Consider the following 23,659-nt stretch of genomic DNA (forward strand, 5'->3'; position numbering starts at 1 on the left):
ATCATATACTGGAGGCATGAGTGGCTCAGGCACCCCTTCGACACCTCTTCCGGGAGACGACCCGACGGGGTTGCAGTCCTTCGCCGTCCTGTTGCGCAGGATGAACGGCGAGTTCAACCGCATCGCCCACGAGTTCGCACAGGCGCACGGCCTTCATCTCACCGACATCCAGGCCCTGATCGCGATCCTGGACGCCGACCCGGACGGTGTGGGCGAGCCCATGACGCCCACCAGCCTGCGCAGGCAGCTCAACCTCACGTCCGGCGCGGTCACCGCGTGCCTCGACCGACTGGAGAAGGCGGGTCACATCCGCCGGGTCAGGGCCGCCGACGACCGGCGTGTGGTCCACCTGCACTTCGCGGAGGCGGCCAGGGGTCTGACCAGGGAATACTTTCGGCCGCTCGCGCGGAGCACCGACACCGCGCGGGCCCGCTTCACGCCCGAGGAACTCACGGTGATCGCACGATTCCTCGGGGAGATGAACCAGGAGCTCGTCCTGCTGCGTCGCGACCGGAGCTGAACGTCCTCGCCGTGCCGGACGGTCTCTCGCCCGCTGTCAGGCCGGTCGGGAGGTCACCGCGTCCGCTTGCGGGTCTGCTTCACTTCCCGGTCGACGGCCCAGGCGTCGGCGACTGGGCCGAGGTGGCCGAGCTTGTCGGGGTTGATGACCGAGCGGATGGTCTGGATCTGTCCGTCGAGCACATCGAGGGCGAGGATGTGGAGGACCTTGCCGTTGCGGTCGCGGAAGAGTGCGCCGGGCTGGCCGTTGACCTCGTGCAGTTCGAATGTGATGTCGACCCGTGCCATCAGCGGGTAGACGGTGGCGAGCAGCCTGGCCACATTTTCGGCGCCGGCGACAGCCCTGGCCAGCTGCGGGGCCTTGCCACCGCCGTCTCCGACGAGCTGGACGTCGGCGGACAGCAGGCTCCGCAGTCCGTCCACGTCTCCGTGCGCCAGTGCCTCGAAGAACTGCCTCGCCAGCTCCTGCCGCTCCTGGCGGTCCGCCTCGAACCGGGGCCGTCCCTCGTTCATGTGGCGGCGCGCCCGTACGACCAACTGTCGGCACGCCGCCTCCGAGCGCCCCACCGCCGCGGCGATCTCGTCGAAGCCGAAGCCGAAGACCTCTCGCAGCACGAACACCGACCGCTCCAGCGGGCTGAGCCGCTCCAGGAGCAGCAGCGCCGCCATCGACACCGAGTCGGCCAGCTCCGCCGCGCGCGCCGGGTCCTCGTACGGATCGTCCAGCAGCGGCTCGGGCAGCCAGGGTCCGACGTATTCCTCCCGCCGCACCCGGGCGGAGCGCAGCACGTCGATGGCGATCCGGGTCACCGTGGCCGACAGGAACGCCTTGGCCGACACGGGCCGGGTGGTCGAGGCGTCGTAGCGCAGCCAGGTCTCCTGCACCGCGTCCTCCGCCTCGCCCACGCTGCCCAGGATCCGGTACGCGATCGAGAACAGCAGCGGCCGCAGCTCCTCGAACTCCTCGACCTTGCTCACGCCGACTCCCCCTTGCGGTCCGAGCGCCCGGCCGGACGCGCGCCGACGAGGCATCCTTCGAGGATGATCCGATGCGCGAGCGGAGCGGGCAACGCTCGCACCCGCGACCGATCTCAGTGGAACCTGCCGACCTGGTGGTCGCCGGCGGGCTGCCGGCGCGGTGTGACCCACGTCTCTGCGCTGTCCGGGCTCGGGCATGTCACAGGCCGCGTCGCTGCCTCGTCTCGGGTGTGACAGTCCTCGATCAGGGAGTTGAGATGAACGTCGCGCTGTGGGTCGTCGCCGGAGTGCTCGCCACCGTCTGCCTGGTGGGCAGCTCCAAGATGTTCGTGCCGCGGGAGAAGCTGGCCGCGATGGGCTCCTCTGCGCAGTGGGTCCTGGAGTTCAGCCCCGGCGCTCTCAAGGCCATCGGTGCCGTCGAGCTGCTGGCCGCGGTCGGCCTGATACTTCCCGCGGTGCTCGACATCGCGCCGGTCCTGGTGCCACTGGCCGCCACCGGACTCGTCCTGCTGTTCGCCTGCGCGGTCACCATGCGTCTACGCCGTGGCGAGAGGGCCACGATCGCCGGCGACCTGATCTACCTGGCCCTGGCCGCCTTCGTCGCATGGGGCCGCTTCGGCCCCGAGTCCTTCACCGGCTGACCGGCTTCCCGTCACCTTTGGCAGTAGCCCGACCGCGTGACGTGCCCGGCCGAAGTGCGGCTGCGTTGCGCGCCGGTCGGTCCCACCCGCGACGCCGGGTGCTTTCGTCGAAGGGCCGGGTGTGCGACGGCTCCTGTGTCGATCCCGACGGGCCGGCCGACGTCCAGCAGAAGGAGAGATGGTGATGGCAGGAAACGTCAGCGAGCGCCGCGGGGTGGTGTCCGCGCAGCTTCTCAGGGGACAGAAGGCGCTGGTGACCGGTGCCAACTCGGGCATCGGTCTGGCGACCGCCATCGCTCTGGGCCGGGCCGGAGCGGACGTGGTGGTGAACTACGTCGCCGGCGCGCACGAGGCGGAGAACGTGGTGAAGGAGATCGAGGGCTTCGGGGTCCGCGCCTACGCCCACGAGGCCGACGTGTCCGACGAGGACCAGGTGGCCGCCATGGTCGCGCGGATGGTCGAGGAGTTCGGCACCATCGACATCATGGTGGCCAACGCGGGCCTCCAGCGGGACGCGGCCGTGACGGAGATGACGCTCGCCCAGTGGCGGAAGGTCATCGACGTCAACCTGACGGGCCAGTTCCTGTGCGCGCGGGAGGCCGCCAAGGAGTTCATCCGGCGCGGCGTGGTGGAGGAGGTCTCCCGGTCGGCGGGAAAGATCATCTGTATGAGCTCGGTCCACCAGATCATCCCGTGGGCGGGCCACGTGAACTACGCCTCCTCCAAGGGCGGTGTGGGCATGCTGATGCAGACCCTCGCCCAGGAGCTGGCCCCCCATCGGATCAGGGTCAACGCGGTCGCGCCCGGCGCCATCCGCACGCCGATCAACCGCGACGCCTGGTCCACCCCCGAGGCCGAGGCCGACCTCCTGCGCCTGATCCCGTACCGCCGCGTGGGCGACCCGGACGACATCGCCAACGCCGTGGTCGCCGTCGCGTCCGACCTGCTCGACTACGTCGTCGGCACCACCCTCTACGTCGATGGCGGAATGACGCTCTTCCCCGGCTTCGCCACCGGCGGCTGATCTTTGATGCAGGATCACATCACGCCACGCCGGGTGGTGATCCTCGGCGGAGGGTTCGCCGGGCTGTTCGCCGCCCGCGCCCTTCGGAAGTCACCGGTCGCGGTGACCGTGGTCGACCGCCGCGCCCACCACCTCTTCCAACCGCTGCTGTACCAGTGCGCCTCCGGGATCCTGTCCGAGGGGCAGATCGCACAGCCGCTCCGAGGGGTCCTGCGGCGTCACCACAACGTGAGGTGCGTGCTCGCCGAAGCCACCGACGTCGACGCCGGCGCCCGGCTGGTCCACGCCCGGCGACCCGAGGGCGAAGCAGTCGTCCTGCCGTACGACGATCTGATCGTCGCGGTGGGCATGCGTCAGTCCTACTTCGGGCACGACGAGTTCGCCGCGCACGCGCCCGGCATGAAGACCCTGGACGACGCGCTCGACATCCGCCGGCGGATCTACCGGGCGTTCGAGATGGCCGAAACGGCCGCGGACGAACGGGAACGTCGGCAGTGGCTCACCTTCGCGCTCGTCGGCGCCGGGCCGACCGGCGTCGAACTCGCGGGACAGATCCGGGAGATCGCCGGCCACACGCTCGACCGGGAGTTCCGGAAGATCGACTCCGCCGAGGCCCGGGTGCTGCTCTTCGAGGGGTCCGACGCGGTCCTGGGCGCGTTCGGCCCTCGACTGGCCCACCGCGCGGCCCGGACCCTCCAAGGGCTCGGTGTGGAACTCCACCTGGGCACGCGGGTCACCGGCATCGACTCGCGCGGCCTGACGGTACGGGACCATGACGGCAGGACGACCGGGTTCGAGGCCCGCACCGTGCTGTGGACGGCGGGCGTCGAGGCGCCGCCGATCGCGGCCGCGCTGGCCAAGGCGACCGGCGCCGAACAGGACCGGGCCGGACGCATTCTCGTCGCACCCGACCTCACCGTCCCCGGCCAACCGGAGATCCGCGTCACCGGCGACGTGATGAGCCTGGACAAGCTGCCGGGCCTGGCCGAGGTCGCCATGCAGTCGGGTGCCTACGCGGGCCGTAGCGTGCGGCACGCCGTCGAGGGCAGGACGAAGCAGCCGAAGCCCTTCACGTACGTGGATCTGGGCAGCGCCGCCTACATCGCCCGCGGCCGGGCCGTGGTCAAGGCCGGACCGCTGCATCTGTCGGGCTTCACCGGCTGGCTGGCCTGGCTCCTCATCCACCTGGCCTTCCTCACCGGCTTCCGCAGCAGGCTCGGAGCGTTGCTCAGCTGGTCCGTCGCCTTCGCCACCGGCTCTCGCCGCGAACGCGCCTTCACCCTGCCCGACGCCGAAGTGCCGACAGCCCGCGCGGCCGGGCCGAAGGCGTCTCCGCCCGTCTGAGAAGGCCCCGGCCGGCCCGCAACGCCCTCCCCACAGCCCCGCCACCCCGCACGGCAGATCATCGAGGCCCCCATGCTCAGCACCGCTGCCCTTCTGGCAAACAGCACCCCGGCCCAACTCCTGCCGGCCCGAGAGCTGATGGCCTTCACTCTGGCCTCGCACATCCTGCTGGTCCCCTTCGGCGTGGCACTGCCGTTCATCACGTTGCTCATGCACCACCGGGCGCTCCGCCGCAACGACCCCGTCGCCCTCACACTCGCCCGGCGCTGGTCGGCCGTGATGGCCGTCCAGTTCGCCATCGGTGTCGTCACCGGCACCGTGCTCTCCTTCGAGCTGGGCCTGCTGTGGCCCGGCATGATGGGCCGCTGGGGAGACGTCTTCGGCCTCGGCTTCGGCGTCGAGGCATGGGCGTTCTTCCTGGAGGCCGTCCTGATCGCCATCTACCTGTACGGATGGCGCCGGCTCAAGCCCTGGACCCACTTCTGGCTGGCCGTACCGCTGCCGCTGGCCGCCCTGATGGGGGCGTTCGGCATCATCGCGGCCAACTCCTGGATGAACACCCCGCAGGGATTCCGCCTGGACGCCCGGGGCAACCCCGTCGACGTCGATGTGCGGAAGGCCGTCTTCACCCCGATGTTCGGCCCGGAGTACTGGCACTTCGTCGTCGCGATGCTCCTGACCGCCGGCTACGTGGTCGCCGGTGTGTACGCGGTCGGCTGGCTGCGCGGGCGCCGTGACCGCTACCACCGGCTGGGCTTCACCCTGCCGTTCACGGTCGCCGCGATCCTCACTCCGGTCCAGTTCATGCTCGGCGACTCCGCGGCTCGCGCCGTCTTCCACAAGCAGCCGATCAAGTTCGCCGCCATGGAGATCGTCTGGAAGACCGACACCCACGTACCGGAGTACATGTTCGGGCGCCTGCATCCCGACGGGACGGTCACCGGCGGCCTCAAGATTCCCCAACTCGACTCGATCCTCGCCGGATTCAGCCCGGACACCAAGGTGACGGGCCTGTCCTCGGTCGCGGCGAGCGACCGCCCGACGGCCACGCAGGCCACCATCGCCCACTGGGCCTTCGACATCATGGTCACCATCGGCAGCGTGCTGATCCTGCTCGCGCTCTGGTACGCCTGGTCCTGGTGGCGGCATCGGGACAACCCGCGAAGCCGCTGGTTCTACCGGTGCGCCGCGCTCGCCGGAGTCGCCTGCCTGGTCACCGTCGAGTGCGGGTGGATCACCACGGAGGTCGGCCGGCAGCCCTGGATCGTCTACAACCACATGAGGGTCTCGGAGGCGGTGACCAGCACGGGCGCCGGATCGCTGTGGGCGATGCTCGGCATCGTCATGGTCGTGTACGTGGCCGTCTTCGGCGCGTTCCTCGCGGTCATCCTGAAGATGCGCACCCGCTGGCGCATCGCCGACGAGGGCTCGGCCGCGCGCGCCGAACCACCGCCGGAGACCGACACCCCCTACGGGCCCAGAAGCGAGCCCGAGCCCACAACCACCGGGGCCGCGCCCGGCGACGGGTCCGGCCACACCTCCGGCGGTGCGTCCTGATGGCCGACTTCATCGCCTGGGTGATGGTCCTCGCGATCGCCGCCTACGCCTGCGCCGGAGGCACCGACTACGGCGCGGGCTTCTGGGATCTCGTCGCCGGCGGCGCGGAGCGGGGCAAGCGGCCCCGCTGGCTGATCGACCATGCCATGGCACCGGTCTGGGAGGTCAACAACGTCTGGTTGATCTTCATTCTGGTGATCATGTGGACCGGTTTCCCCACGATGTTCCAGGCCGTCTTCTCCGCGATGTGGCTGCCGCTCACCCTGGCCGCCGTGGGCCTGGTCCTGCGCGGTGCCGGGTTCGCCCTGCGCAAGCCGACCCGCCGTCTGGCCCAACGACGTGTCTACGGCGTGGCGTTCGCCCTCTCGTCGCTGCTCACGCCGTTCTTCCTCGGGGCGGTGCTCGGCGGCATCGCCTCGGGTCGGGTGGAGCCCGGCACCACCGCCTCCGCCGACGCATGGGCCAATGGAACCTCCGTCCTGGCGGGCCTGCTGGCCATCGCCGCCGCCGCGTTCCTCGGGGCGGTCTTCCTCTGCTCCGACGCCCTGCGGTTCGGCGCCGACGACCTCGTCGACTACTTCCGCCCGCGGGCGATGATGGCCTTCGCCGCGGTCGTCGTCCTCGCGCTCATCGGCCTGCCCGTCACCCACGACGACGCCCGGTACGTCTGGGACGGCCTCACCGGGGGCCTGGGACTGCTGCTGATCATTCTGGCCGCGGTGTGCGGTCTGACCACGGTGCTGCTTCTGTGGCGCCGTTCGTACGGCTGGTCCCGCTACACCGCGGTGGGGAGCGTCGCCCTGGTCGTCGGCGCCTGGGGCTGCGCGCAGCGGCCCTACGTGCTGCCCACCTCGCTGACCGTGACCGAGGCGGCCGGGGCCGCCGACACCCTGATCTGGCTGATGATCGTCACGGGCATCGCGATCGTGCTGGTCGGTCCGGCGCTGGTCCTGCTCTACCGGCTCGACACCATGGGGGAGCTGGAGGAACTCACCGATGCCGACACCCGGGCCGCCAGGGCGCCCGGCGACAACGTGTAGCGGCGCCCGGCCGGCTCACCGGGCGCAGAGCCCCCGTCAGCTCAGCCGGCCGGCGATGTGGTCGCCCACCCGCAGGGCGTTGGCGATGGCGGTCAGTGACGGGTTCACCGCTCCGATGCTGGGGAAGAAGCTGGTGTCCACGACGTAGAGGTTGTCGAGGTCGTGGGCCTTGCAGTGGACGTCGAGGGCCGAACTCCTCGGGTCGTCGCCGAACCGCACGGTGCCGGCCTGGTGTGCGGTCGCGCCGATCGGCATGCCCTTGTGCAGATAGATGCTGTGATCCAGCAGGTGGTGCTCGTGCATGCCCAGGTGCCCGAGCATCCCCCGCAGCTTGTGCTGGAGGCGCTTCAACCCGGTGATGTTGTTCTTCTCGTCGAGAGTCAGATGGACGGCGTCGTCCTTGTCGAGGGTGACCCGGCTGTCGGGCAGGGGGAGGTCCTCCCCGCACAGCCAGAAGTCGACGGCGTGGTGCGCCAGCACCTCGAACGGCATGTCGGGGGAGACCGAGCCGGCCCAGCGCGGCGCCTCGCCGTGGATCTGGTCGGCGTCCGACTTGCCGAGCATCTGGATGCCGCCGAGCGGATAGTCCCAGTCGTCCGCGCCCAGGTACCAGTCGTTCAGCGCCAGGGTCTTCTGGAACCTGGTGGGGTTCGGTTCCTCCGACACCGCCATCAGCGCCAGGTTGTTGTGCCGCATGTAGTGGCGTCCCACCACGTCCGAACTGTTGGCCAGACCGCCGGGGTGTCTGTCGTTGGCCGAACGCAGCAGCAGAACGGCGGAGTTGACCGCGCCGGCGGCGACCACCACGATGTCGGCGCTGAAGCCCTCGGTCGCTCCGTTCCGGAGCTCGGCCACGACCCTGGTGACGGTGCGTCCGGTCGGGTCGGTCTCCAGGCGCCGCACATGGGCGTCGGTCACCATCGTGACGTTGTCGTACGTGCACGGGGAAGTCGACGCCCTCGGTGGAACTCGGGGCGGTGTCGTTGTTCCCGTCGCCTCCGAGCACGGCGACCCGCCGATCGGCGAGGAACTCCAGCGCGGACGGGTGGAGCCCGGCGCGCTCACGTGCCGCGTGCCACGCTCCCAGTTCGGCGCGGCGTCGGCGATGGCCCACCCGAACGAAGAGGAGGTCGCCCTCTCCCACGCGCAGGTGCTGGGCCGTCTCGGCCGCGGCGAGGTCGTCGGCGGTCACATGGTCACCCGGTTCGAGCCAGGGCACGCCGCGCAGCCGCGGAATGTCCAGCAACACGCCGCGGCCGACGATCCCGTCGCGCCCCGTCTCGACGGAGAGCGCGGTGGCCCCGTCCGCCGTGACGCTGCTCGCGGGCACGCCGCCGTGCAGTGTGCCGTCGTAGATCACGTGACACAGGGCGTCGAGGTGGCTGTCGGCGTCGCCGTGCACGTTCATCGCGAAGCTGTCCCTCGCGAACCGGAGCCCGCTGGAGGCGCCTTCGTCCGGCCGGCCGCTCATCCGGTGTCGCGCGGGCTCCGGATTGTCGGGGCCGGGCCGCGTCTCCACCGGCGCGGCGAGGGTCACCGTCCGGCCGGTCCGCACCTCCCGGGTGGCGGCCACCACCCGGGCGGGAGTGATCGCGTCCAGAGCGCCCCGGTCTCCCGAAGCCCAGGCGGCGCGCGAGAGCAAGCGCCGGTACAGCGCGTCGAACGCGTCCTCCGTCAGACGTGGCGGCCCTGCCGGGCGGGCACGGGCGCCCATGCGTCAGCGCCCTTGCTCGGCGTCGAGCGCCCCGTCGAGGGTGGTGGCCGCCATGATGAGCGACAGATGAGTGAACGCCTGCGGGAAGTTGCCCAGTTGCTCCCCGGTCGGACCGACCTCCTCGGCGAAGAGCCCGACGTGGTTGGCGTACGTCTGCATCTTCTCGAAGGTGTAGCGGGCCTGGGACAGCCGCCCTGCCCGGGCCAGCGCGTCGACGTAGAGGAAGGTGCACAGACTGAAGGTGCCCTCCGAGCCGCGCAGCCCGTCCGGCGACGCCGCCGGGTCATAGCGGTACACGAGGCTGTCGGAGACGAGCTTGCGGTCCATCGCGTCGAGCGTGGAGAGCCAGACGGGGTCCTTCGGGGCGATGAAGCCGACCCTCGGCATGAGCAGCAGGGAAGCGTCCAGGACGTCGCTGCCGAAGTGCTGGACGAAGGCGCCCTCCTGCTCGCTCCAGCCGCGTTCCATGACCTGTTCGAAGACGGCGTCCCTGGCGTTGCGCCACTTCTCCAGGTCGGCGGGCCTGCGGAACTGCTCGGCCAGACGGAGCGCGTGGTCGAAGGCGACCCAGGACATCACCCGGCTGTAGGTGAAGTCCTGGCCTCCGCCGCGGGTTTCCCAGATGCCTTCGTCCGGACGGTCCCAGGAGTCGGCGAACCAGTCCAGCATCCTGGCCAGCGCCTTCCACGCCGGGTAGGTGGCCTGCGGCATGATCTCGCGGCCCTGGGACAGCGCGTAGATGGCCTCGCCGTAGATGTCCAACTGGAGCTGGTCGGCGGCGCCGTTGCCGATACGGACCGGGAAGGAGCCCCGGTAGCCCTCGAAGTGTTCGAGGGTTTCCTCCGGCAGGTCGGGGTTGCCGTCGATCCGGTACATCGTCTGGAGCGGTTCTTCCTCCTTGCCCTCGCGCTCGTGCAGCCTGTCGACGAGCCAGTGGAGGAAGGCGGTGGCCTCCTCGACGAAGCCCAGGTCCAGCATGGCCCGCACGGACAGCGCACCATCGCGTACCCAGGTGAACCGGTAGTCCCAGTTGCGCTCTCCGCCGATCTGCTCGGGCAGGCCCATGGTGGCCGCCGCGACGAGGGCGCCGGTGGGGGCGTAGGTGAGGAGCTTGAGGGTGATGACCGAGCGGTGCACCAGCTCCGGCCAGCGGCCTCGGTAGCGGGACTGGTGCAGCCAGTTCTGCCAGAAGAGGCCGGTGTCGTCGAGCTGGGCGGTGAGCCCGTCGACCGTCAAGGGTGCGGGCGCCTCGCCGCCGGGGGCGCAGACCGTGAACACGGCGCCGCCCGACTCGCCGGCGTTCAGTGTCACCCTGCCGCGCACATCCTGGCCGTCCCGCTCCAGCGGGAAGGAGGTCTGCAGATGCGCGTCCATTCCCGGGGCACGGAACAGGCCGCCGCTCTCGCCGAGCTCCAGCCGGTGCTCGGCCCGGCCGTAGTCGAAGCGCGGCCGGCACTCGAGCGTGAAGTCGACGGTCCCCCGCACGGCACGCACCACGCGTATCAGGGTGTGACGGTCGGTAGCGGTGCGGGTCCGGTCCGGCGGCATGAGGTCAACCACCTCACCCACGCCGTCCGGTGACATGAACCGGGTCACCAGGATGGCCGTGTCGGGGTAGTAGAGCTGCTTGCACGTCGCCTCGGGGTGCTCGGGGGCCAACCGCATGTACCCGCCGCCGTCGTGGTCGAGCAGGGCGGCGAAGATGCTCGGCGAGTCGAACCGGGGAGCGGCGAACCAGTCCACGACACCCTGCGACGAGACGAGCGCCGCTGTCTGCAGGTCGCCCACCAGGCCGTGTTCGGCGATGGGAGGGTAGCGGTCCATGGCTGCTCCGAATGGCCGGAAAGAGCCCCCTACGTTCACTATCGGCCACTCGGGTGGTTCTTGCGCGTCGGAAGCGACCGCTGTGACGGGGGGCGATCATCGGAGCTTCCGTGAGTCGGTGAGGTGCCAGGGAAGGTGACGGCGGGCCCGCTTCGTGCGGGCCCGCTTCGACATGGGCATCAGTTCCGTTTCGTAGGGGGTGAGTTCAAGCGGTACGGCCGACGAGCAGGTCGGCGGACTGGATGGAGCCGGTGAGGTGCAGGGAGGACGAGACGTTGACGACCCGGCCGCCCGGCTCGCTGGTGAGTGCCGGTTCCAGCAGGCAGGTGAGCAGGTAGTGGGCGAGGAAGTTGTTGACGAGGACGTCGAGGTGCGGGTGTTCGGCGACGACACGCGCGGCCATGGCCTCGACCTCGTCGAGCCGTGCGAAGTCGGCGGCGCGCGCCTCTTCGGCGGTACGGCCGTGCAAGAGCACGGTGGCGCCGCGCCCGGCGAGTTGCCGGCGGTCTCCAGGCCGATGCCGGAGGTGGCGCCGGTGACGAGGACGGTACGGGACGAAAGGATTGCGTCAGACATGGTCAATCCGGGAGTACGCGTACGGGTTCGGATCCCGCACGACTGGGCGCACGGGCAGGAGAAAGTGCGCCGGACAGGAGTCGCGGCGCCCCAGGGGCTGCGGAACGCGCGTCAGCGACAGGCGGACGCGGGTGCTTCCGGGCAGCGGGGCACACGACGGGGCGCCTGATGAGGCGGCCGGTCGATGAGGAGCCACTCGCTGTCCATACGCCCATGGAACCCGTACGAGCCGCCCCGGACAAGCTCGTCCCGTGATCCCTTACGCGCTCCTGACGGACTAGCGGGCGGGTGACCCGTTCTGGGCGTCGGACGCGGACTGCCATGCCCGCAGACCCGCTCGGGACGCCTCCTTGGCCTGCTGCCACTTCGCGGCCGCCTGCTGGGTCGGGGGCACGTCCATGTCGCGGATCATGCGTCGGCCTGCCGTGAACACGGCGAAGGCCGCGATGGCCATTCCGGCGCACGCCACCACGGCACCGGCCGCGGTGAGCACGGCTCCGGTCGTGACGAGCCGGGTGTCGATCTCGATCGCCCGATGGGGCTGGTGGTGGTGCTGGTCCATGACTCCACCATCCAACGGGGCGAACCACCTCGCATCCCGACCGGCGGCACACGACGCCCCACTCCTGAGCACGGTCCAAGTCGTCCGGAGCACCGTCCGGAGGTAGGTTGTCAGTGGATGCGCCTGTCTCATCCGGCCGGGCCGTGACACCGTGCACCGTGGCCAACGCCCTGTGCGTCGGCCGTCACAATCGTGGAGCGTCCACCATGAGCGACAACCATCTGTCCGGCGGCGAGACACGACACCTCACCCCGCGCGAGCGGGTCGCCCGCGGCAAGGCGGCACGCGCCGACGTCCCCCGTTCCAGCCACGCCGAGTTCATGCCCCCACCGAAGCGCACGGACCCGGTGGAGATCATCGAGAAGCAGTCCGCGACGCGCGTGCCGGAACTCGTGCCGATCCGCTACGGCAGGATGAGCGAGGCGCCGTTCCGCTTCTACCGCGGGGCCGCCGCCATCATGGCCGCGGACCTCGCGGAGACGCCGCGTACCGGGATCAAGGTGCAGTGCTGCGGCGACGCACACATGCTGAACTTCCGGTTGCTCGCCTCTCCGGAGCGCCGGCTGATGTTCGACATCAACGACTTCGACGAGACGCTGCCCGGACCCTGGGAATGGGACGTCAAGCGGCTGTCGGCGAGCCTGGTCATCGCGGGCCGGGCCAACGGCTTCAGTTCCAAGGAGCGGGCGTCGGTGGTGCGGGCGGCCGTGTGGTCCTACCGCGAGCGCATGCGGAGCTTTGCCGGACTGGGCAATCTCGACGTCTGGTACACCCGCTTCGACGCGGACGAGCTGCAGGAGCAGTTCGCCCCGGTACTGAGCGCCGGGCAGCGCGATCGCTGGGAACGCGCCCGGGAACGGGCACGCGCGCATGACACGCTGCAGGTCTTCGAGAAGCTCACGCACGTCATCGACGGACGGCGTCAGATCGCTCCCGACCCGCCGCTGCTGGTGCGGCTCCAGGATCTGCTGCCGGATGCCGAGCGCGGCAGGCTGGAGCAGGAGATCAGCCGGCTGATCGAGCGCTACGGCCAGTCCCTGTCGACGGACCGCCGGTTCCTGCTGGAGAGCTATCGCCTTGCCGACATCGCCCGCAAGGTTGTCGGTGTGGGCAGTGTGGGAACCCGCTGCTGGATCGTCCTGCTGCTCGGCAAGGACGACGAGGATCCCCTGTTCCTCCAGGCCAAGGAGGCCGACGAGTCGGTTCTGGCGCCCTACGTCGGAGGCAGCGCGTTCAGCACGCAGGGCGAGCGCGTCGTCGCCGGCCAACGGCTCATGCAGGCCACCAGTGACATCTTCCTGGGCTGGGAACGCGTCACGGGCATGGACGGCAAGCGGCGGGACTTCTACGTACGCCAGCTGCGGGACTGGAAAGGCATCGCCGTGACCGAGAACATGTCGCCGAAGCGGATGGGCCTGTTCGGCCGGCTGTGCGGCGCCACGCTGGCCCGAGCCCACGCCAGATCCGGGGACCGTATCGCGATCGCCGCGTACCTGGGCGGCGGCGATGTCTTCGACCGCGCGCTGGCGACGTTCGCCGAGCTGTACGCGGACCAGAACGAGAAGGATCACCAGGCCTTGGTCGATGCGATTCGAGCCGGACGGGTCCCGGCGGAAGCGGCCTGACGGCCAGGCGGCCTGGGCGTGCCGACTGCTGCGGGCCCCGGGGCCGTGGACGACTAGGCGGTCCTGCGCAGCCCGTGCCGCGTATGCGTGGCGGACGCTGACGGCAGGAGGCTGTCAGCCGCCGCGCGCTGGCCGCCGCGACCCCCACTGGACGAGCGACTTCCGTGACGCGGGCCATCGCAGGAACACGACGGTGAACACAGAGCCGTCGTATGCGTGTTGTCGTACAGCAGCCCGTTCGTGGCGAGGCCGTCCATGTTGGGGGTTTCGATCGGGCTGCTGCAGCAGCCGAGTTGGCCGAACCCGGTGTCGAGCGGGCCCGGTGGCGTGGGTGTGTCCGCTGACGGGGCGGACCGTGGTCAGCAGCGGGAATCGTCGTTACGGGTGGAGGACCTTCTCCTTGGCCTGGCGGAACTCCTCGTCGGAGATGTCGCCGCGGGCGCGGATCTGCGAGAGCTTGGCGAGCTGGTCCGCCTCGCTGCTGGGGCCGGTGGCGCCGACGGTCTCGCGGATGTAGCGGTCCGTCTCGTCCATGCGGGCCTTGACGTGGTCCTGTTCCCGCTTGCCCATGCCCTTGCCCCTGGCGACGACGTAGACGAAGACGCCCAGGAAGGGCAGGACGATGGTGAAGACCAGCCAGCCCGTCTTGGCCCAGCCGCTCAGGGAGTCGTCGCGGAAGATGTCGACCACGACGCGGAAGAGCAGGAAGATCCACATGACCCAGAGGAAGATCCACATGACCGTCCAGAAGGCCCCGAGGACGGGGTAGTCGTAGGCCAGGTTCACGTAACTGTCCATTACTTCTCCTGTTCTGCGGGGAGGTCCAGCCCGAACGCGTCGCCGATGGCGCGTGCGGCGGACACGACGCGGGCGCTGCCCACCACGGGGGCGATGGCCACGAGCGTTCCCTGGATCTTCTCCAGCGGCACGCCGACCTCCGCGGCGGTGCCGATGTTGAGGAGGTAGGAGGGAGCGGAGGCGTCCATGGCCACCAGAGCGGCGATGCGTGCCAGCAGATACGTCTCCTCGTCCAGCCCGGACCGCTCGAAGGTGTCGAGCGTCATCTGGACGAGCGTCTCGAACACAGGCGCGTTCGCCTCGGCGAGAGCGGCGACGCCGCTCGCCCCTGTCTCTTGCTCAGCCATCTCAGGCTCCTTTCGCTGGTGGTTGGTGTGACGTGTCGTCGTCGGGGGCGGCGGGACGTGGTGCCGTGCCGGCGGCCGCGGCGAGGATTCCGAAGAGGATCAGTACGAGGAGGACGATGCCGAGGACGAGCGCCACCGACCCGGGTGTGGGGTAGTTCCACAGCACCAGGGCGAGCGCTCCGCCGGTGATGGCGATGCCGGTGGTCCACTTGCGGCGCGCGTCCAGGAGACGGCCGGTCTCCCCGGTGCGCAGACCGTGGCGCGCCATGGACCGGCCCGCCGCCCCGGTCCCGCCCGCCGCCGCCCGTCTGATCCACCGGGCACCGCGTCCGGGCCCGTACAGGTAGGCGGCCAAGGCGGTGATCACCGCGATGACCAGGACCGTGACCGTGCTGTTCTTGAGGAAGCGGAGGAAGACGTCGTAGATGTCGGCCGCGGTGTCCTGCGGGAGGGCGGTCGTGGCGACGGAGTCCAGATAGACCTGGCGCATCACGGCGAGGCCGACGAGCAGCACGATCATCATGACCCCGACGCCGATGGCCGTGGTCATCAGGGCGACGCGGTGCGCGGGCCCGCTCCAGACGGCGAGGGCCGCCAGGACCAGGACCAGGACCGGGAGCCAGACGCCGAGGATGTTCAGCAGACGCATGGCGCCCTGCGCCTCGTTGAGCTTGTCGGTCTGGAACAGGGTGATGGTCTTGTCGACATCGGGGATCTTCGAGGCTTGATCGAACCCGGCGTCCACCAGCCGCTGCTTGACGTTGTCGACGACGGTGCCGATGTTCAGGTCGATGCTGTCGTCGCCGGCCTGGACGGCGCTGCCGCCCTCGCCGGTGAGGACCTTGACCACGGCGGCGTGCGCCCGTCGGTTGGCGTCGTCCCACACTTCGGCGAACTGTTCGCTGGTCACCACTCGGTGCACGATGCTGTGGACAGCCGAGTTGAGCGCGCTCTTCAGCGGGCCGGTCAGCGCGTCGGCGCCCTGGACCACCCGAGGCGGGGCGCCTTCCCGCTGCAACGTCCGCGCGACGGCCTCGGTGAAGGCGGCGACATCGACGTTGTCGACCACGCGCTTGGTGAGCCGGTCGGTGACGGTGTTCTGGACGGAGGGCTCCGTGGCGATCGGAGCGACGGTCTGGACGTACCGGTCGGTGTCGGCGACCTGCGAGTCCACCCAGGCGGCGACCACGGCCAGCGGTGCCAGGAGGAAGGTCAGCACCAGCAGTACGGAGGTCGCGGTGTAGCGCAGACGCCGGTGGTGAACGGAGGCCGCCTTGCGCAGCCGCTCGTACTCCTCCCGTTCCACGGTGCTCAACGGAGGTCCGGAGGCCGGACGGTCAGCACCTTCGGAAGCCGACGACGAACCACCAGAGGAATCCATGAGGTGTTCCTTGGGCTTGGAGGTCGGTGGGAGAAGCGATGTCCCGCCGCCCGGTACGCCAACGCCGTTACAGGGGTCAGTGGTTGGGGAAGGGCGGTCCAACACGCTTTCGCCGGCCGCCGTTGCGTCCGATATCTCCGCTCCGTCGCCGACCACGGGCTCGTCGGAGCTGCGTTCTTGTGTTCTCCCTCCTGCCAACCATAACCAGGGGGTAAGGGCGGCGCATGGCCAAGCGGTGGGGCGTCCTGCCTGCCACCTGGCCCGTCTCGCGGCCACCGCCGCTACCGCCGGAAGGAAGCCCGCGGGAGTCGGCGCGTGACGACAGCGCGGCAGACGGGCGTGCCGGGCTCCGCGTCCGCGGCGTGATCCGAACGGCAGGCCCCCAGGTGCCGCCCGCCCTGACGGGCCAAGCGAATCGTGACTCATGCCCGCAATGCCCGTATCCTCATCAATGCACGATTCTTTCCGATGAGCGGATTCATCGCAGGCGCAGGTGAGGCGAAGCGTGGTTCGGTCCGGCGAGGAACCCAGGCCGGCGGGGCGTGCGACGGACGGCACGGGGCCCGCCCGCCCTCGCGAGCGGTTTCTCCAGGGCGAGTCCGTCGAGGCGGGCGTACGGACGTCCATCCTGAACTCGTGGCAGCGCTGCCGGACCCTGGGCCTGTCGCCGGACGAGTCCGACCTCCCCTTCCGGGACGACTTCGACCCGGCGGGCCGTATCGTCCGCGCGGCCGTTCCCGTGCTGGACCGGCTGCAGTCCGCGTTCTCCGGCAGCAAGGTCAACATCTCGGTCGCGGACGGGAACGGGACGGTTCTGCTGCGCCGCTTCGGGGATCCGGCGATGGCCAGGGACCTGCCGGCGATCCAGCGGGTCCCCGGGTTCGTGTTCGCCGAGCAGGTCGCCGGCACGAACGGCATCGGTCTGGCCCTCGCGGAGCGGCAGCTCATCCGCGTCCACGGTGCCGAGCACTTCGCGGAACGCGCCCAGCAGAGCGCCTGTGTCGCGCTTCCCGTCCGTGACCCGCTCAGCGGGCGCATCGAGGGCGTCCTGTGCTTCGGCTACCCGCGTGGTTTCGACCGCCCCGCGCTGGCCGCGGCGATCCGCCGGGCGGCCGAGATCATCGAGCGGCGGCTGCTGGGGCAGAGTTCCGCGCACGAGCGGGCGCTGCTGCGGGCGTATCTGGCGACCGGGGCCGGGGCCGGGGCTGGGGCCGTCGGCCTGCGCGGCGGTCCCGCGACGGGTGCGCCGGTGCGCGACTTCCCCCCTCGTGACCAGGCGATTCTCCGGGAGAAGGCCGCCGAGCTGATCTCCCGTGCGCAGCGGGCCGCCGTCGACGTGAACCTGCCCGACGGTCGGCGGGTGACGCTCGTGAGTCGCCCGATGGCGACTGCGTCCGGGGTGCAGGGCGTCGCCATCGAGGCAGTGCCGCACGACTCCTCGGCGAGCGGGTCCCTCCTCCTCCCGCGACGGGCTGACGAACTTCCGAGCCTTCCCGCCGTCCCGGCCGCACCCATGGCCGCCCGGCCCTCGATCACCCTCCCGTCCGGGCACCCCGCCGAACCCGGCCCGGTCCTCGCGACCGACGGCGGCCGGGGAGCCGGGAAGCCCGGCGGGGGCGTCACGGCCGACGGTGATCGGGGCGCCGCCGGGCTTGGGGAGGCCGTCACTGCCGGCCCTGGTGAGGCCGTCACGGGCGGGTCGGGCGACGCTGTTGTGGCTGACGGTGATCGGGGCGCCGCCGGGTTCGGCAAGCCCGCCACAGTCGACCCTGGTGAGACCGTCGCAGGCGGGCCGGGCGACGCTGTCGCGGCCGACGGCGGTCGGGGCACCGCCGGACCCGGCGGGACCGTCACGGGTGGACCGGGCGACGCCGTCGCGGCCGACGGAGGCCGCGACGCCAGGGCCCACGGGGCGCGCGACGCCGGGGCCGGCGGGGGCCGCGACGCCGGGGTCGGTGAGGGCCGCGACGCCAGGCCCCCCGGGGACCGCGACGCCGGGGACGATCGCGCCGAAGCACCCTTCCCTGCCCGAGGCCTCGTGATGCTGGGGGAGCCGCATGTCGGGGCCTACGCTCTGGCCGCGCGGCGGCGGCTGGAGTTGCTGTCCGAGGCCAGTGCCCGTATCGGCACCACCCTGGACGTGCGCCGCACCGCGGAGGAACTGGCCGAGACGGCGGTTCCGCGACTGGCCGACTTCGTCACCATCGACCTGCCCGACGCCGTCCTGCGCGGCGAGGAGTCCGCCGACCCCCTCGCCGACCTGCGTCGCACGGTGCTGTACGGCGTACGCGAGGGCCTGCCCTTCACCCCGCCCGGCAAGCGCGTCGACTTCGGTCCGACCTCGCCCCAGCTGCGCTGCATGGACAGCGGTGAGGCGGTGCTGGAACCGGATCTGAAGGCCGCCGCGGGCTGGCTCGCCCAGGACCCCGAGCACACCGCGCGCCTGCTGGCCCACGTCCACTCCCTCATCGCGGTGCCCCTGCTCGCCCGCGGTGTCCTCCTGGGCATCGCCAGCTTCTACCGGGCCGGGAGTTCCTTCGGCGACGACGACTGTTCCCTGGCCCAGGAACTCGCCACCCGCGCCGCCCTGTCCATCGACAACGCCCGGCGCTACACCCATGAACGCACCATGGTTCTGGCCCTCCAGCGCCGCCTCCTCCCGCACGGTCTGCCCGACCAGGACGCCGTCGAGGTCGCCCACCGCTATCTGCCCGCCGAGTCCGACGTGGGCGGGGACTGGTACGACGTCATCCCCCTCTCCGGTGCCCGCGTCGGACTCCTCGTCGGCGACGTCGTCGGCCACGGCATGCTCTCCGCGGCCACCATGGGCCGGCTGCGTACCGCCGCGCGCAGCTTCGCCGAGCTGGACTTCTCCCCGGACGAGGTCCTCGTCCACCTCGACAACCTCGTGGGGCGCCTGGACCGGGAGGACCCCGACGGCAAGGGCGCCGGCGTCATCGGCGCGACCTGCCTCTACGCCGTCTACGACCCCACCTCGCAGCGGTGCCTGATGGCCCGCGCCGGGCACCCGCCGCCCGCGCTCGTCCACCCCGACGGCACCGTCTCCTACCCCGACCTCCCGGCCGGACCCCCGCTCGGGCTCGGGGGCCTGCCCTTCGACGCCGTCGAGGTCGACCTCCCCGCGGGCAGCCAGCTGGTCCTCTACACCGACGGCCTCATCGAGGACCGCAACCGCGACGTCGACGTGGTCCTGGAGCAGTTGCGTACGGCCCTGGCCCACCCGGAGCGCGCACCCGAGGACACCTGCCAGGCGGTCCTCGACACCGTGGCGCCCGCGCACCCGCACGACGACATCGCCCTGCTCGTGGCCCGCGTCCACGCCCTGGACGCCGACCGGATCGCCGCCTGGGAGCTGCCCGCCGACCCGGCACTCGTCGGGGAGGTCCGCGCGGACGCCACGCGACGGCTGACCGCGTGGGGCCTCGAGGAGACCGCGTTCGCCGCGGAACTGATCCTCAGCGAGCTGATCACCAACGCCATCCGGCACGGCGCCGGGCCCATCCGGGTACGGCTGCTCCACGGCCACACCCTGATCTGCGAGGTCTCCGACGCCAGCAACACCGCGCCGCATCTGCGCCGGGCGGCCGGCACCGACGAGGGCGGGCGCGGACTGTTCCTCGTCGCGCAGCTCTCGCAGAGCTGGGGCACGCGTTACCTCCCGGAGGGCAAGGTCATCTGGGCCGAATGCGGGCTCGACGCCGCGTGACGCGTCCGAGGCCATGGGCGCCGCAGCGCCCCGGTGGAGCCTCAGCGCCCCGTGAAATGCCCGAAATGCTGTAATTTGATCGAGTGCGCGACGCTCCCGACATGCCGGCGAAGGCGGCTTCGCCCTTCGGACCGGAGCCCTTGGTCCGTATCCGCGGGCTCAGCAAGCGGTTCGGCGGGACCGTCGCGCTGGCCGGGGTCGACCTCGATGTGTACGCGGGCAGTGTGCTCGCCTTCCTCGGTCCCAACGGGGCCGGAAAGTCCACGCTCATCAAGGTGCTCGCCGGAGTCCATCACGCCGACGCGGGGCAGATCACGGTGGACGGTCAGCCCCTCGGCAGTCCCACCGCCTCCCGCGACATGTCCTTCATCCACCAGGACCTCGGTCTCGTGGAGTGGATGACGGTCGCCGAGAACATCGCCCTGACCACCGGCTACGGGCGCCGGACCGGGCTGATCTCCTGGCGCCGCACGCGTGCGCGCTGCGTCGACGCCCTGCGCGTCGTCGCCGCCCACCTCGACCCCGACGCCCCGGTCTCCGGGCTCGCACCGGCCGACCGCTCGCTGGTCGCCATCGCCAGGGCGCTGGCGGCCCGCGCGAAGCTCATCGTCCTCGACGAGCCCACCGCCCGCCTGCCCGCCACGGACAGCGCCCGGCTCTTCCACGTCCTGCACGACCTGCGCGACCGCGGCCACGCCGTCCTCTACGTCAGTCACCGCCTGGACGAGGTCTACCAGGTCGCCGACACCTTCGCCGTCCTGCGCGACGGCCACCTCGTCAGCCACGGCAGCCTGAGGGACCACAGCCCCGCCCGCCTGGTCCAGGACATCGTCGGCGAGGAGAAACCCCTCGCCGCCCGCCCCGCACCCGCCTACACGCCGACGCCCCCGGCGGCGCCACCCCCCGTCCTGACCCTCGACTCCGTACGCACCCCCCTGGCCGGACCCGTCAGTCTGGAACTCGCGGGCGGGGAGGTGCTCGGGCTGGTCGGGCTCTCCGACGCCGGGCACATGGACCTGGGCCGGGCCCTCGCCGGCGCCCGGCCGATCCTGGACGGGCGGGCCGTGCTGTACGGGCGGTCGTATCGCCCCCGTACGGTCGCCGAGGCCGTCGGTCTCGGTGTGGGGTTCGTGCCCGGGGACCGGCTGCGGGAGAGCTGCCTCGCCGAGTTGACCGTCCGGGAGAACCTCCTGGCCAACCCGCGCGCCGGCGGCGTGCCGGCGCCGCGCTGGATCGGCCCCCGGCGCGAACGTGCCACGGCCGCCGCTCTGATCGAACGGTTCTCGGTCCGCCCCCGCGACAGCGAGACCCCCGTCGCCACCCTCTCCGGCGGCAACCAGCAGAAGGTCGTGATCGGCCGCTGGCTGCGCACGGACCTGCGGCTGCTGATCCTCGAGGAGCCGACCGCGAGCGTCGACATCGGCGCCAAGGCGGCGATCCACCGCCTGCTCGACGAGGCCCTGGAGGCAGGCCTGGCGGTCCTGCTCCTGTCCACCGACTTCGAGGAGGTCGCGAGCGTGTGCCGGCGCACCCTGGTCTTCGTTCGCGGGGCGGTGACGGCCGAGCTCGGCGGCAGGGCGCTCACCGTCGCCGGACTCACCCGGGCCGCCTCGGCCATGCCCCCGTCCACCACCGCGACGAACCCATGAAGAGCCCCCGGACCCGACCGCGCAGGCCGGGCGGGCACCACATCGGCGCCTACGGGCTGCTCGCCCTCACCGCCGTGCTCTACCTGGTCTTCTCCCTCGCCCTGCCGAGCACCTTCCCCACGCTGGACACCGTCGACTCGATCCTGTCCAACCAGTCGATCCCCGCCGTCATGGCGCTCGCCGCCATGGTCCCCATCGTCACCGGCGCCTTCGACCTGTCCATCGGCTACGGCCTCGGCCTGGCCCACGTGATGGTGCTGCAGCTCATCGTCAACGAGTCCTGGCCCTGGCCGCTCGCCTGCCTCACGGTGCTCGCCGGAGGCCTGGTCGTGGGCGTCCTCAACGGCGTCATCGTCGAGTTCGGCCGCATCGACTCCTTCATCGCCACCCTGGGTACCGGCAGCATGCTGTACGCCGTGACCGGCTGGATCACCGACGGCAGCCGGATCGTCCCGGGTCCGCAGGGCCTCCCGCCCGCGTTCACCGACCTCTACGACTCCACGTTCCTCGGCCTCCCGGTGCCCGCCTTCTACGTGCTCGCCCTCGCGGGGGTCCTCTGGCTGGTGCTGGAACGGCTGCCGCTCGGCCGGTACCTGTACGTCGTCGGGTCCAACCCGCGCGCGGCCGACCTGGTCGGCATCTTGACCCGCAAGTACACCGTCTACGCGTTCGCCACCTCGGGGCTGATCGTCGGCTTCGCCGGGGTGCTGCTCGCGTCCCAGCAGCAGATCGGCAACCCGAGCGTCGGCCTCGACTACCTGCTGCCCGCCTTCGTCGGCGCCCTCCTCGGCTCCACGGCGATCAAGCCGGGCCGGCCCAACGCCCTCGGGACCGTCGTCGCCGTGGCCGTCCTCGCTGTCGGGCTCACCGGCATCGCCCAGCTCGGCGCCGACTTCTGGACCGTTCCGCTCTTCCACGGCGGCACCCTGCTCATCGCCGTGGGCCTGGCCGGATACGCCGCCCGGCGCAGGCTGCGCGGCGGGGCCGCGGCACGCGACTCGCCCGCGGCGCCGCCCCCGCCGCCGTCCTCCCCGACGCCCGAGGCCGGAACGGCGGGCACACCCCCCTGACCCCCGACACGTCCCGCCGCGTCGATCCCTCACAGGAGCTTCCGTGCACCGCAACCACAAGCCCGCCCCCGCGGCCCGCACCGCGCGGCTCGCCTCCTGCGCCCTGCTGGCGACGGCGGCCGCCCTCGTCGGCTGCGAACGCGGTTCGTCGGACGGCGCGGACGAGACCGCGACGGGCCCGAGCGGCTGCCCCGCCGTGAACGCCAGGGCCCAGGCCGCCGTCACCCGCGCCGAGCGGACCGACATCCCCTGGGGCGGGCCCACCGACGGCCCCGCGGCGGTGTCCGGCAAGACGATCGTCTACGTCGCCCAGACCATGACCAATCCCGGCGTCGCGGGCGCCGCGAAGGGCGTGCGGGAAGCCGCGCGGGTCATCGGCTGGGACGTCCGGGTGATCGACGGCGGAGGCACCCCGGCCGGTATCCAGGCGGCCATGAGCGAGGCCGTGGCCCTGCGGCCCGCGGGCATCGTCATCGGCGGGTTCGACCCCGACTCCACGGCACAGCAGGCCGCGCGGGCCAACGCCCAGGGCATCCCGCTCATCGGCTGGCACGCGGTCCCCGAGCCCGGACCCAGCCGCCGGCCCGACCTCTTCACCAACGTCACCACCCGGGTCCAGGACGTGGCCCGCATCAGCGCGCAGTGGATCATCTCCGACTCGGACGGCCGCGCCGGGGTCGTGGTCATCACCGACGCCTCGATCCCCTTCGCCAGGAACAAGTCCGACCTGATCAGGAAGGAACTCGCCGCCTGCTCCGGCGTGAAGCTGCTCTCGGTCGAGAACATCCCGATCCCCGACGCGAGCAGCCGCACCCCGCGGGAGATCTCCTCCCTGCTCTCCCGGTTCCAGGACCGCTGGACCCACTCCGTCGCCATCAACGACCTGTACTTCGCCGACGCCGCCCCCGCCTTCCGCGCGGCCGGCGAGAAGGGCTCGGGGCCGCCCTTCAACATCGGCGCCGGCGACGGCGACCCGTCCGCCTTCCAGCGCATCAACGGCGAGCAGTACCAGGCCGCCACCGTGCCGGAGCCGCTCACCCTCCAGGGCTGGCAGATCGTCGACGAGTTCAACCGCGCCTTCGCCGACCGCCCGGCCAGCGGGTACACGGCCCCCATCCACATCGCCACCGCCGGCAACAGCGACGGCGCCTCGACCTGGGACCCGTCGGGCTACCAGGACGCGTACCGGAAGATCTGGGGGAAGTGACGGCCGGTCAGGGTGCCGATCCCTTCACGGAACATGCACGGAACCTCGGAATCCCTTTAATTTTCAAGGGCTAGTC

The 23,659-nt window shown here is 71.4% G+C and carries 17 protein-coding genes and 3 pseudogenes; 11 read left to right on the forward strand and 9 right to left on the reverse strand.

Annotated elements, in window-relative coordinates; all coding sequences use genetic code 11:
* The first annotated feature begins 16 nt into the window (after positions 1 to 16).
* Positions 17 to 520, forward strand: a complete 504-nt coding sequence (locus ACFT4A_RS01755) for a MarR family winged helix-turn-helix transcriptional regulator (protein WP_382824980.1) — start codon at positions 17 to 19, stop codon at positions 518 to 520.
* Between the two features lie 53 nt (positions 521 to 573).
* Here ACFT4A_RS01755 and ACFT4A_RS01760 read toward each other — a convergent pair whose 3' ends face one another.
* Entirely contained in the window at positions 574 to 1,497 is a 924-nt protein-coding gene (locus tag ACFT4A_RS01760) for an RNA polymerase sigma-70 factor (RefSeq protein ID WP_382824982.1), read from the reverse strand.
* 257 nt (positions 1,498 to 1,754) lie between these two features.
* Here ACFT4A_RS01760 and ACFT4A_RS01765 point away from each other — a divergent pair, with 257 nt between their 5' ends.
* From ACFT4A_RS01765 to ACFT4A_RS01785, 5 genes are all read left to right on the forward strand, one after another.
* Complete coding sequence (locus ACFT4A_RS01765; protein ID WP_382824984.1) at positions 1,755 to 2,138, forward strand: DoxX family protein; 384 nt, start codon at positions 1,755 to 1,757, stop codon at positions 2,136 to 2,138.
* Between the two features lie 184 nt (positions 2,139 to 2,322).
* Positions 2,323 to 3,162, forward strand: a complete 840-nt coding sequence (locus ACFT4A_RS01770; RefSeq protein WP_382824985.1) for an SDR family oxidoreductase — start codon at positions 2,323 to 2,325, stop codon at positions 3,160 to 3,162.
* Between the two features lie 6 nt (positions 3,163 to 3,168).
* Entirely contained in the window at positions 3,169 to 4,506 is a 1,338-nt protein-coding gene (locus ACFT4A_RS01775) for an NAD(P)/FAD-dependent oxidoreductase (protein WP_382824987.1), read from the forward strand.
* A 72-nt stretch (positions 4,507 to 4,578) separates the two neighbouring features.
* Entirely contained in the window at positions 4,579 to 6,063 is a 1,485-nt protein-coding gene (locus tag ACFT4A_RS01780) for a cytochrome ubiquinol oxidase subunit I (RefSeq protein WP_382824989.1), read from the forward strand.
* On the forward strand, positions 6,063 to 7,103 hold the full coding sequence (locus ACFT4A_RS01785) for a cytochrome d ubiquinol oxidase subunit II (RefSeq protein ID WP_382824990.1): 1,041 nt from the start codon (positions 6,063 to 6,065) through the stop codon (positions 7,101 to 7,103). Before ACFT4A_RS01780 ends, ACFT4A_RS01785 begins: the two co-directional genes overlap by 1 nt.
* A 36-nt stretch (positions 7,104 to 7,139) precedes the next feature.
* On the opposite strand, the pseudogene ACFT4A_RS01790 reads toward ACFT4A_RS01785, so the two are convergent.
* From ACFT4A_RS01790 to ACFT4A_RS01810, 5 genes and pseudogenes are all read right to left on the reverse strand, one after another.
* Positions 7,140 to 8,039, reverse strand: a pseudogene (locus ACFT4A_RS01790) (GMC oxidoreductase); the annotation flags it as partial.
* Positions 8,026 to 8,817 (reverse strand): annotated as a pseudogene (locus ACFT4A_RS01795) (cyclase family protein); the annotation flags it as partial. The pseudogenes ACFT4A_RS01795 and ACFT4A_RS01790, both read right to left, overlap by 14 nt.
* Positions 8,818 to 8,820: 3 nt before the next feature.
* Positions 8,821 to 10,641 (reverse strand): glycoside hydrolase family 15 protein, encoded by a 1,821-nt coding sequence (locus ACFT4A_RS01800; protein WP_382824992.1) that lies wholly within the window; start codon positions 10,639 to 10,641, stop codon positions 8,821 to 8,823.
* A 229-nt stretch (positions 10,642 to 10,870) separates the two neighbouring features.
* Positions 10,871 to 11,217, reverse strand: a pseudogene (locus tag ACFT4A_RS01805) (SDR family NAD(P)-dependent oxidoreductase); the annotation flags it as partial.
* 277 nt (positions 11,218 to 11,494) lie between these two features.
* On the reverse strand, positions 11,495 to 11,779 hold the full coding sequence (locus ACFT4A_RS01810) for a hypothetical protein (protein ID WP_382824994.1): 285 nt from the start codon (positions 11,777 to 11,779) through the stop codon (positions 11,495 to 11,497).
* Between the two features lie 206 nt (positions 11,780 to 11,985).
* Between ACFT4A_RS01810 and ACFT4A_RS01815 the strand changes: the two genes are divergently transcribed.
* Entirely contained in the window at positions 11,986 to 13,404 is a 1,419-nt protein-coding gene (locus tag ACFT4A_RS01815) for a DUF2252 domain-containing protein (RefSeq protein ID WP_382824996.1), read from the forward strand.
* Between the two features lie 378 nt (positions 13,405 to 13,782).
* Here the strand turns inward: ACFT4A_RS01815 and ACFT4A_RS01820 are convergent, their stop codons facing one another.
* Genes ACFT4A_RS01820 through ACFT4A_RS01830 form a run of 3 tightly spaced genes read right to left on the reverse strand, consistent with a single transcriptional unit; the run spans position 13,783 to position 15,855 of the window.
* A complete protein-coding gene (locus tag ACFT4A_RS01820) occupies positions 13,783 to 14,202 on the reverse strand; it encodes an SHOCT domain-containing protein (RefSeq protein ID WP_382824997.1) in 420 nt (139 codons plus the stop codon).
* Positions 14,202 to 14,549, reverse strand: coding sequence for a carboxymuconolactone decarboxylase family protein (locus ACFT4A_RS01825; protein WP_382824999.1), 348 nt, complete (start codon positions 14,547 to 14,549; stop codon positions 14,202 to 14,204). The genes ACFT4A_RS01820 and ACFT4A_RS01825 overlap by 1 nt, the downstream gene beginning before the upstream one ends.
* Position 14,550: 1 nt before the next feature.
* Positions 14,551 to 15,855: a hypothetical protein gene (locus ACFT4A_RS01830; protein ID WP_382825214.1), complete on the reverse strand. Its 1,305-nt coding sequence runs from the start codon at positions 15,853 to 15,855 to the stop codon at positions 14,551 to 14,553.
* 580 nt (positions 15,856 to 16,435) lie between these two features.
* On the opposite strand from ACFT4A_RS01830, the gene ACFT4A_RS01835 reads away from it, so the two are divergent.
* From ACFT4A_RS01835 to ACFT4A_RS01850, 4 genes are all read left to right on the forward strand, one after another.
* Positions 16,436 to 19,657, forward strand: coding sequence for a SpoIIE family protein phosphatase (locus ACFT4A_RS01835; RefSeq protein WP_382825001.1), 3,222 nt, complete (start codon positions 16,436 to 16,438; stop codon positions 19,655 to 19,657).
* 83 nt (positions 19,658 to 19,740) lie between these two features.
* The gene (locus ACFT4A_RS01840) at positions 19,741 to 21,306 is read left to right on the forward strand and encodes a sugar ABC transporter ATP-binding protein (protein ID WP_382825003.1); all 1,566 of its coding nucleotides are present in this window, start codon (positions 19,741 to 19,743) and stop codon (positions 21,304 to 21,306) included.
* Positions 21,303 to 22,376 (forward strand): ABC transporter permease, encoded by a 1,074-nt coding sequence (locus tag ACFT4A_RS01845; RefSeq protein ID WP_382825005.1) that lies wholly within the window; start codon positions 21,303 to 21,305, stop codon positions 22,374 to 22,376. The genes ACFT4A_RS01840 and ACFT4A_RS01845 overlap by 4 nt, the downstream gene beginning before the upstream one ends.
* Positions 22,377 to 22,419: 43 nt before the next feature.
* On the forward strand, positions 22,420 to 23,583 hold the full coding sequence (locus tag ACFT4A_RS01850) for a substrate-binding domain-containing protein (RefSeq protein ID WP_382825007.1): 1,164 nt from the start codon (positions 22,420 to 22,422) through the stop codon (positions 23,581 to 23,583).
* Positions 23,584 to 23,659: the final 76 nt, after the last annotated feature.

This window comes from Streptomyces sp. NPDC057099 (genome assembly GCF_042671245.1).
Lineage (GTDB): Bacteria > Actinomycetota > Actinomycetes > Streptomycetales > Streptomycetaceae > Streptomyces > Streptomyces purpurascens.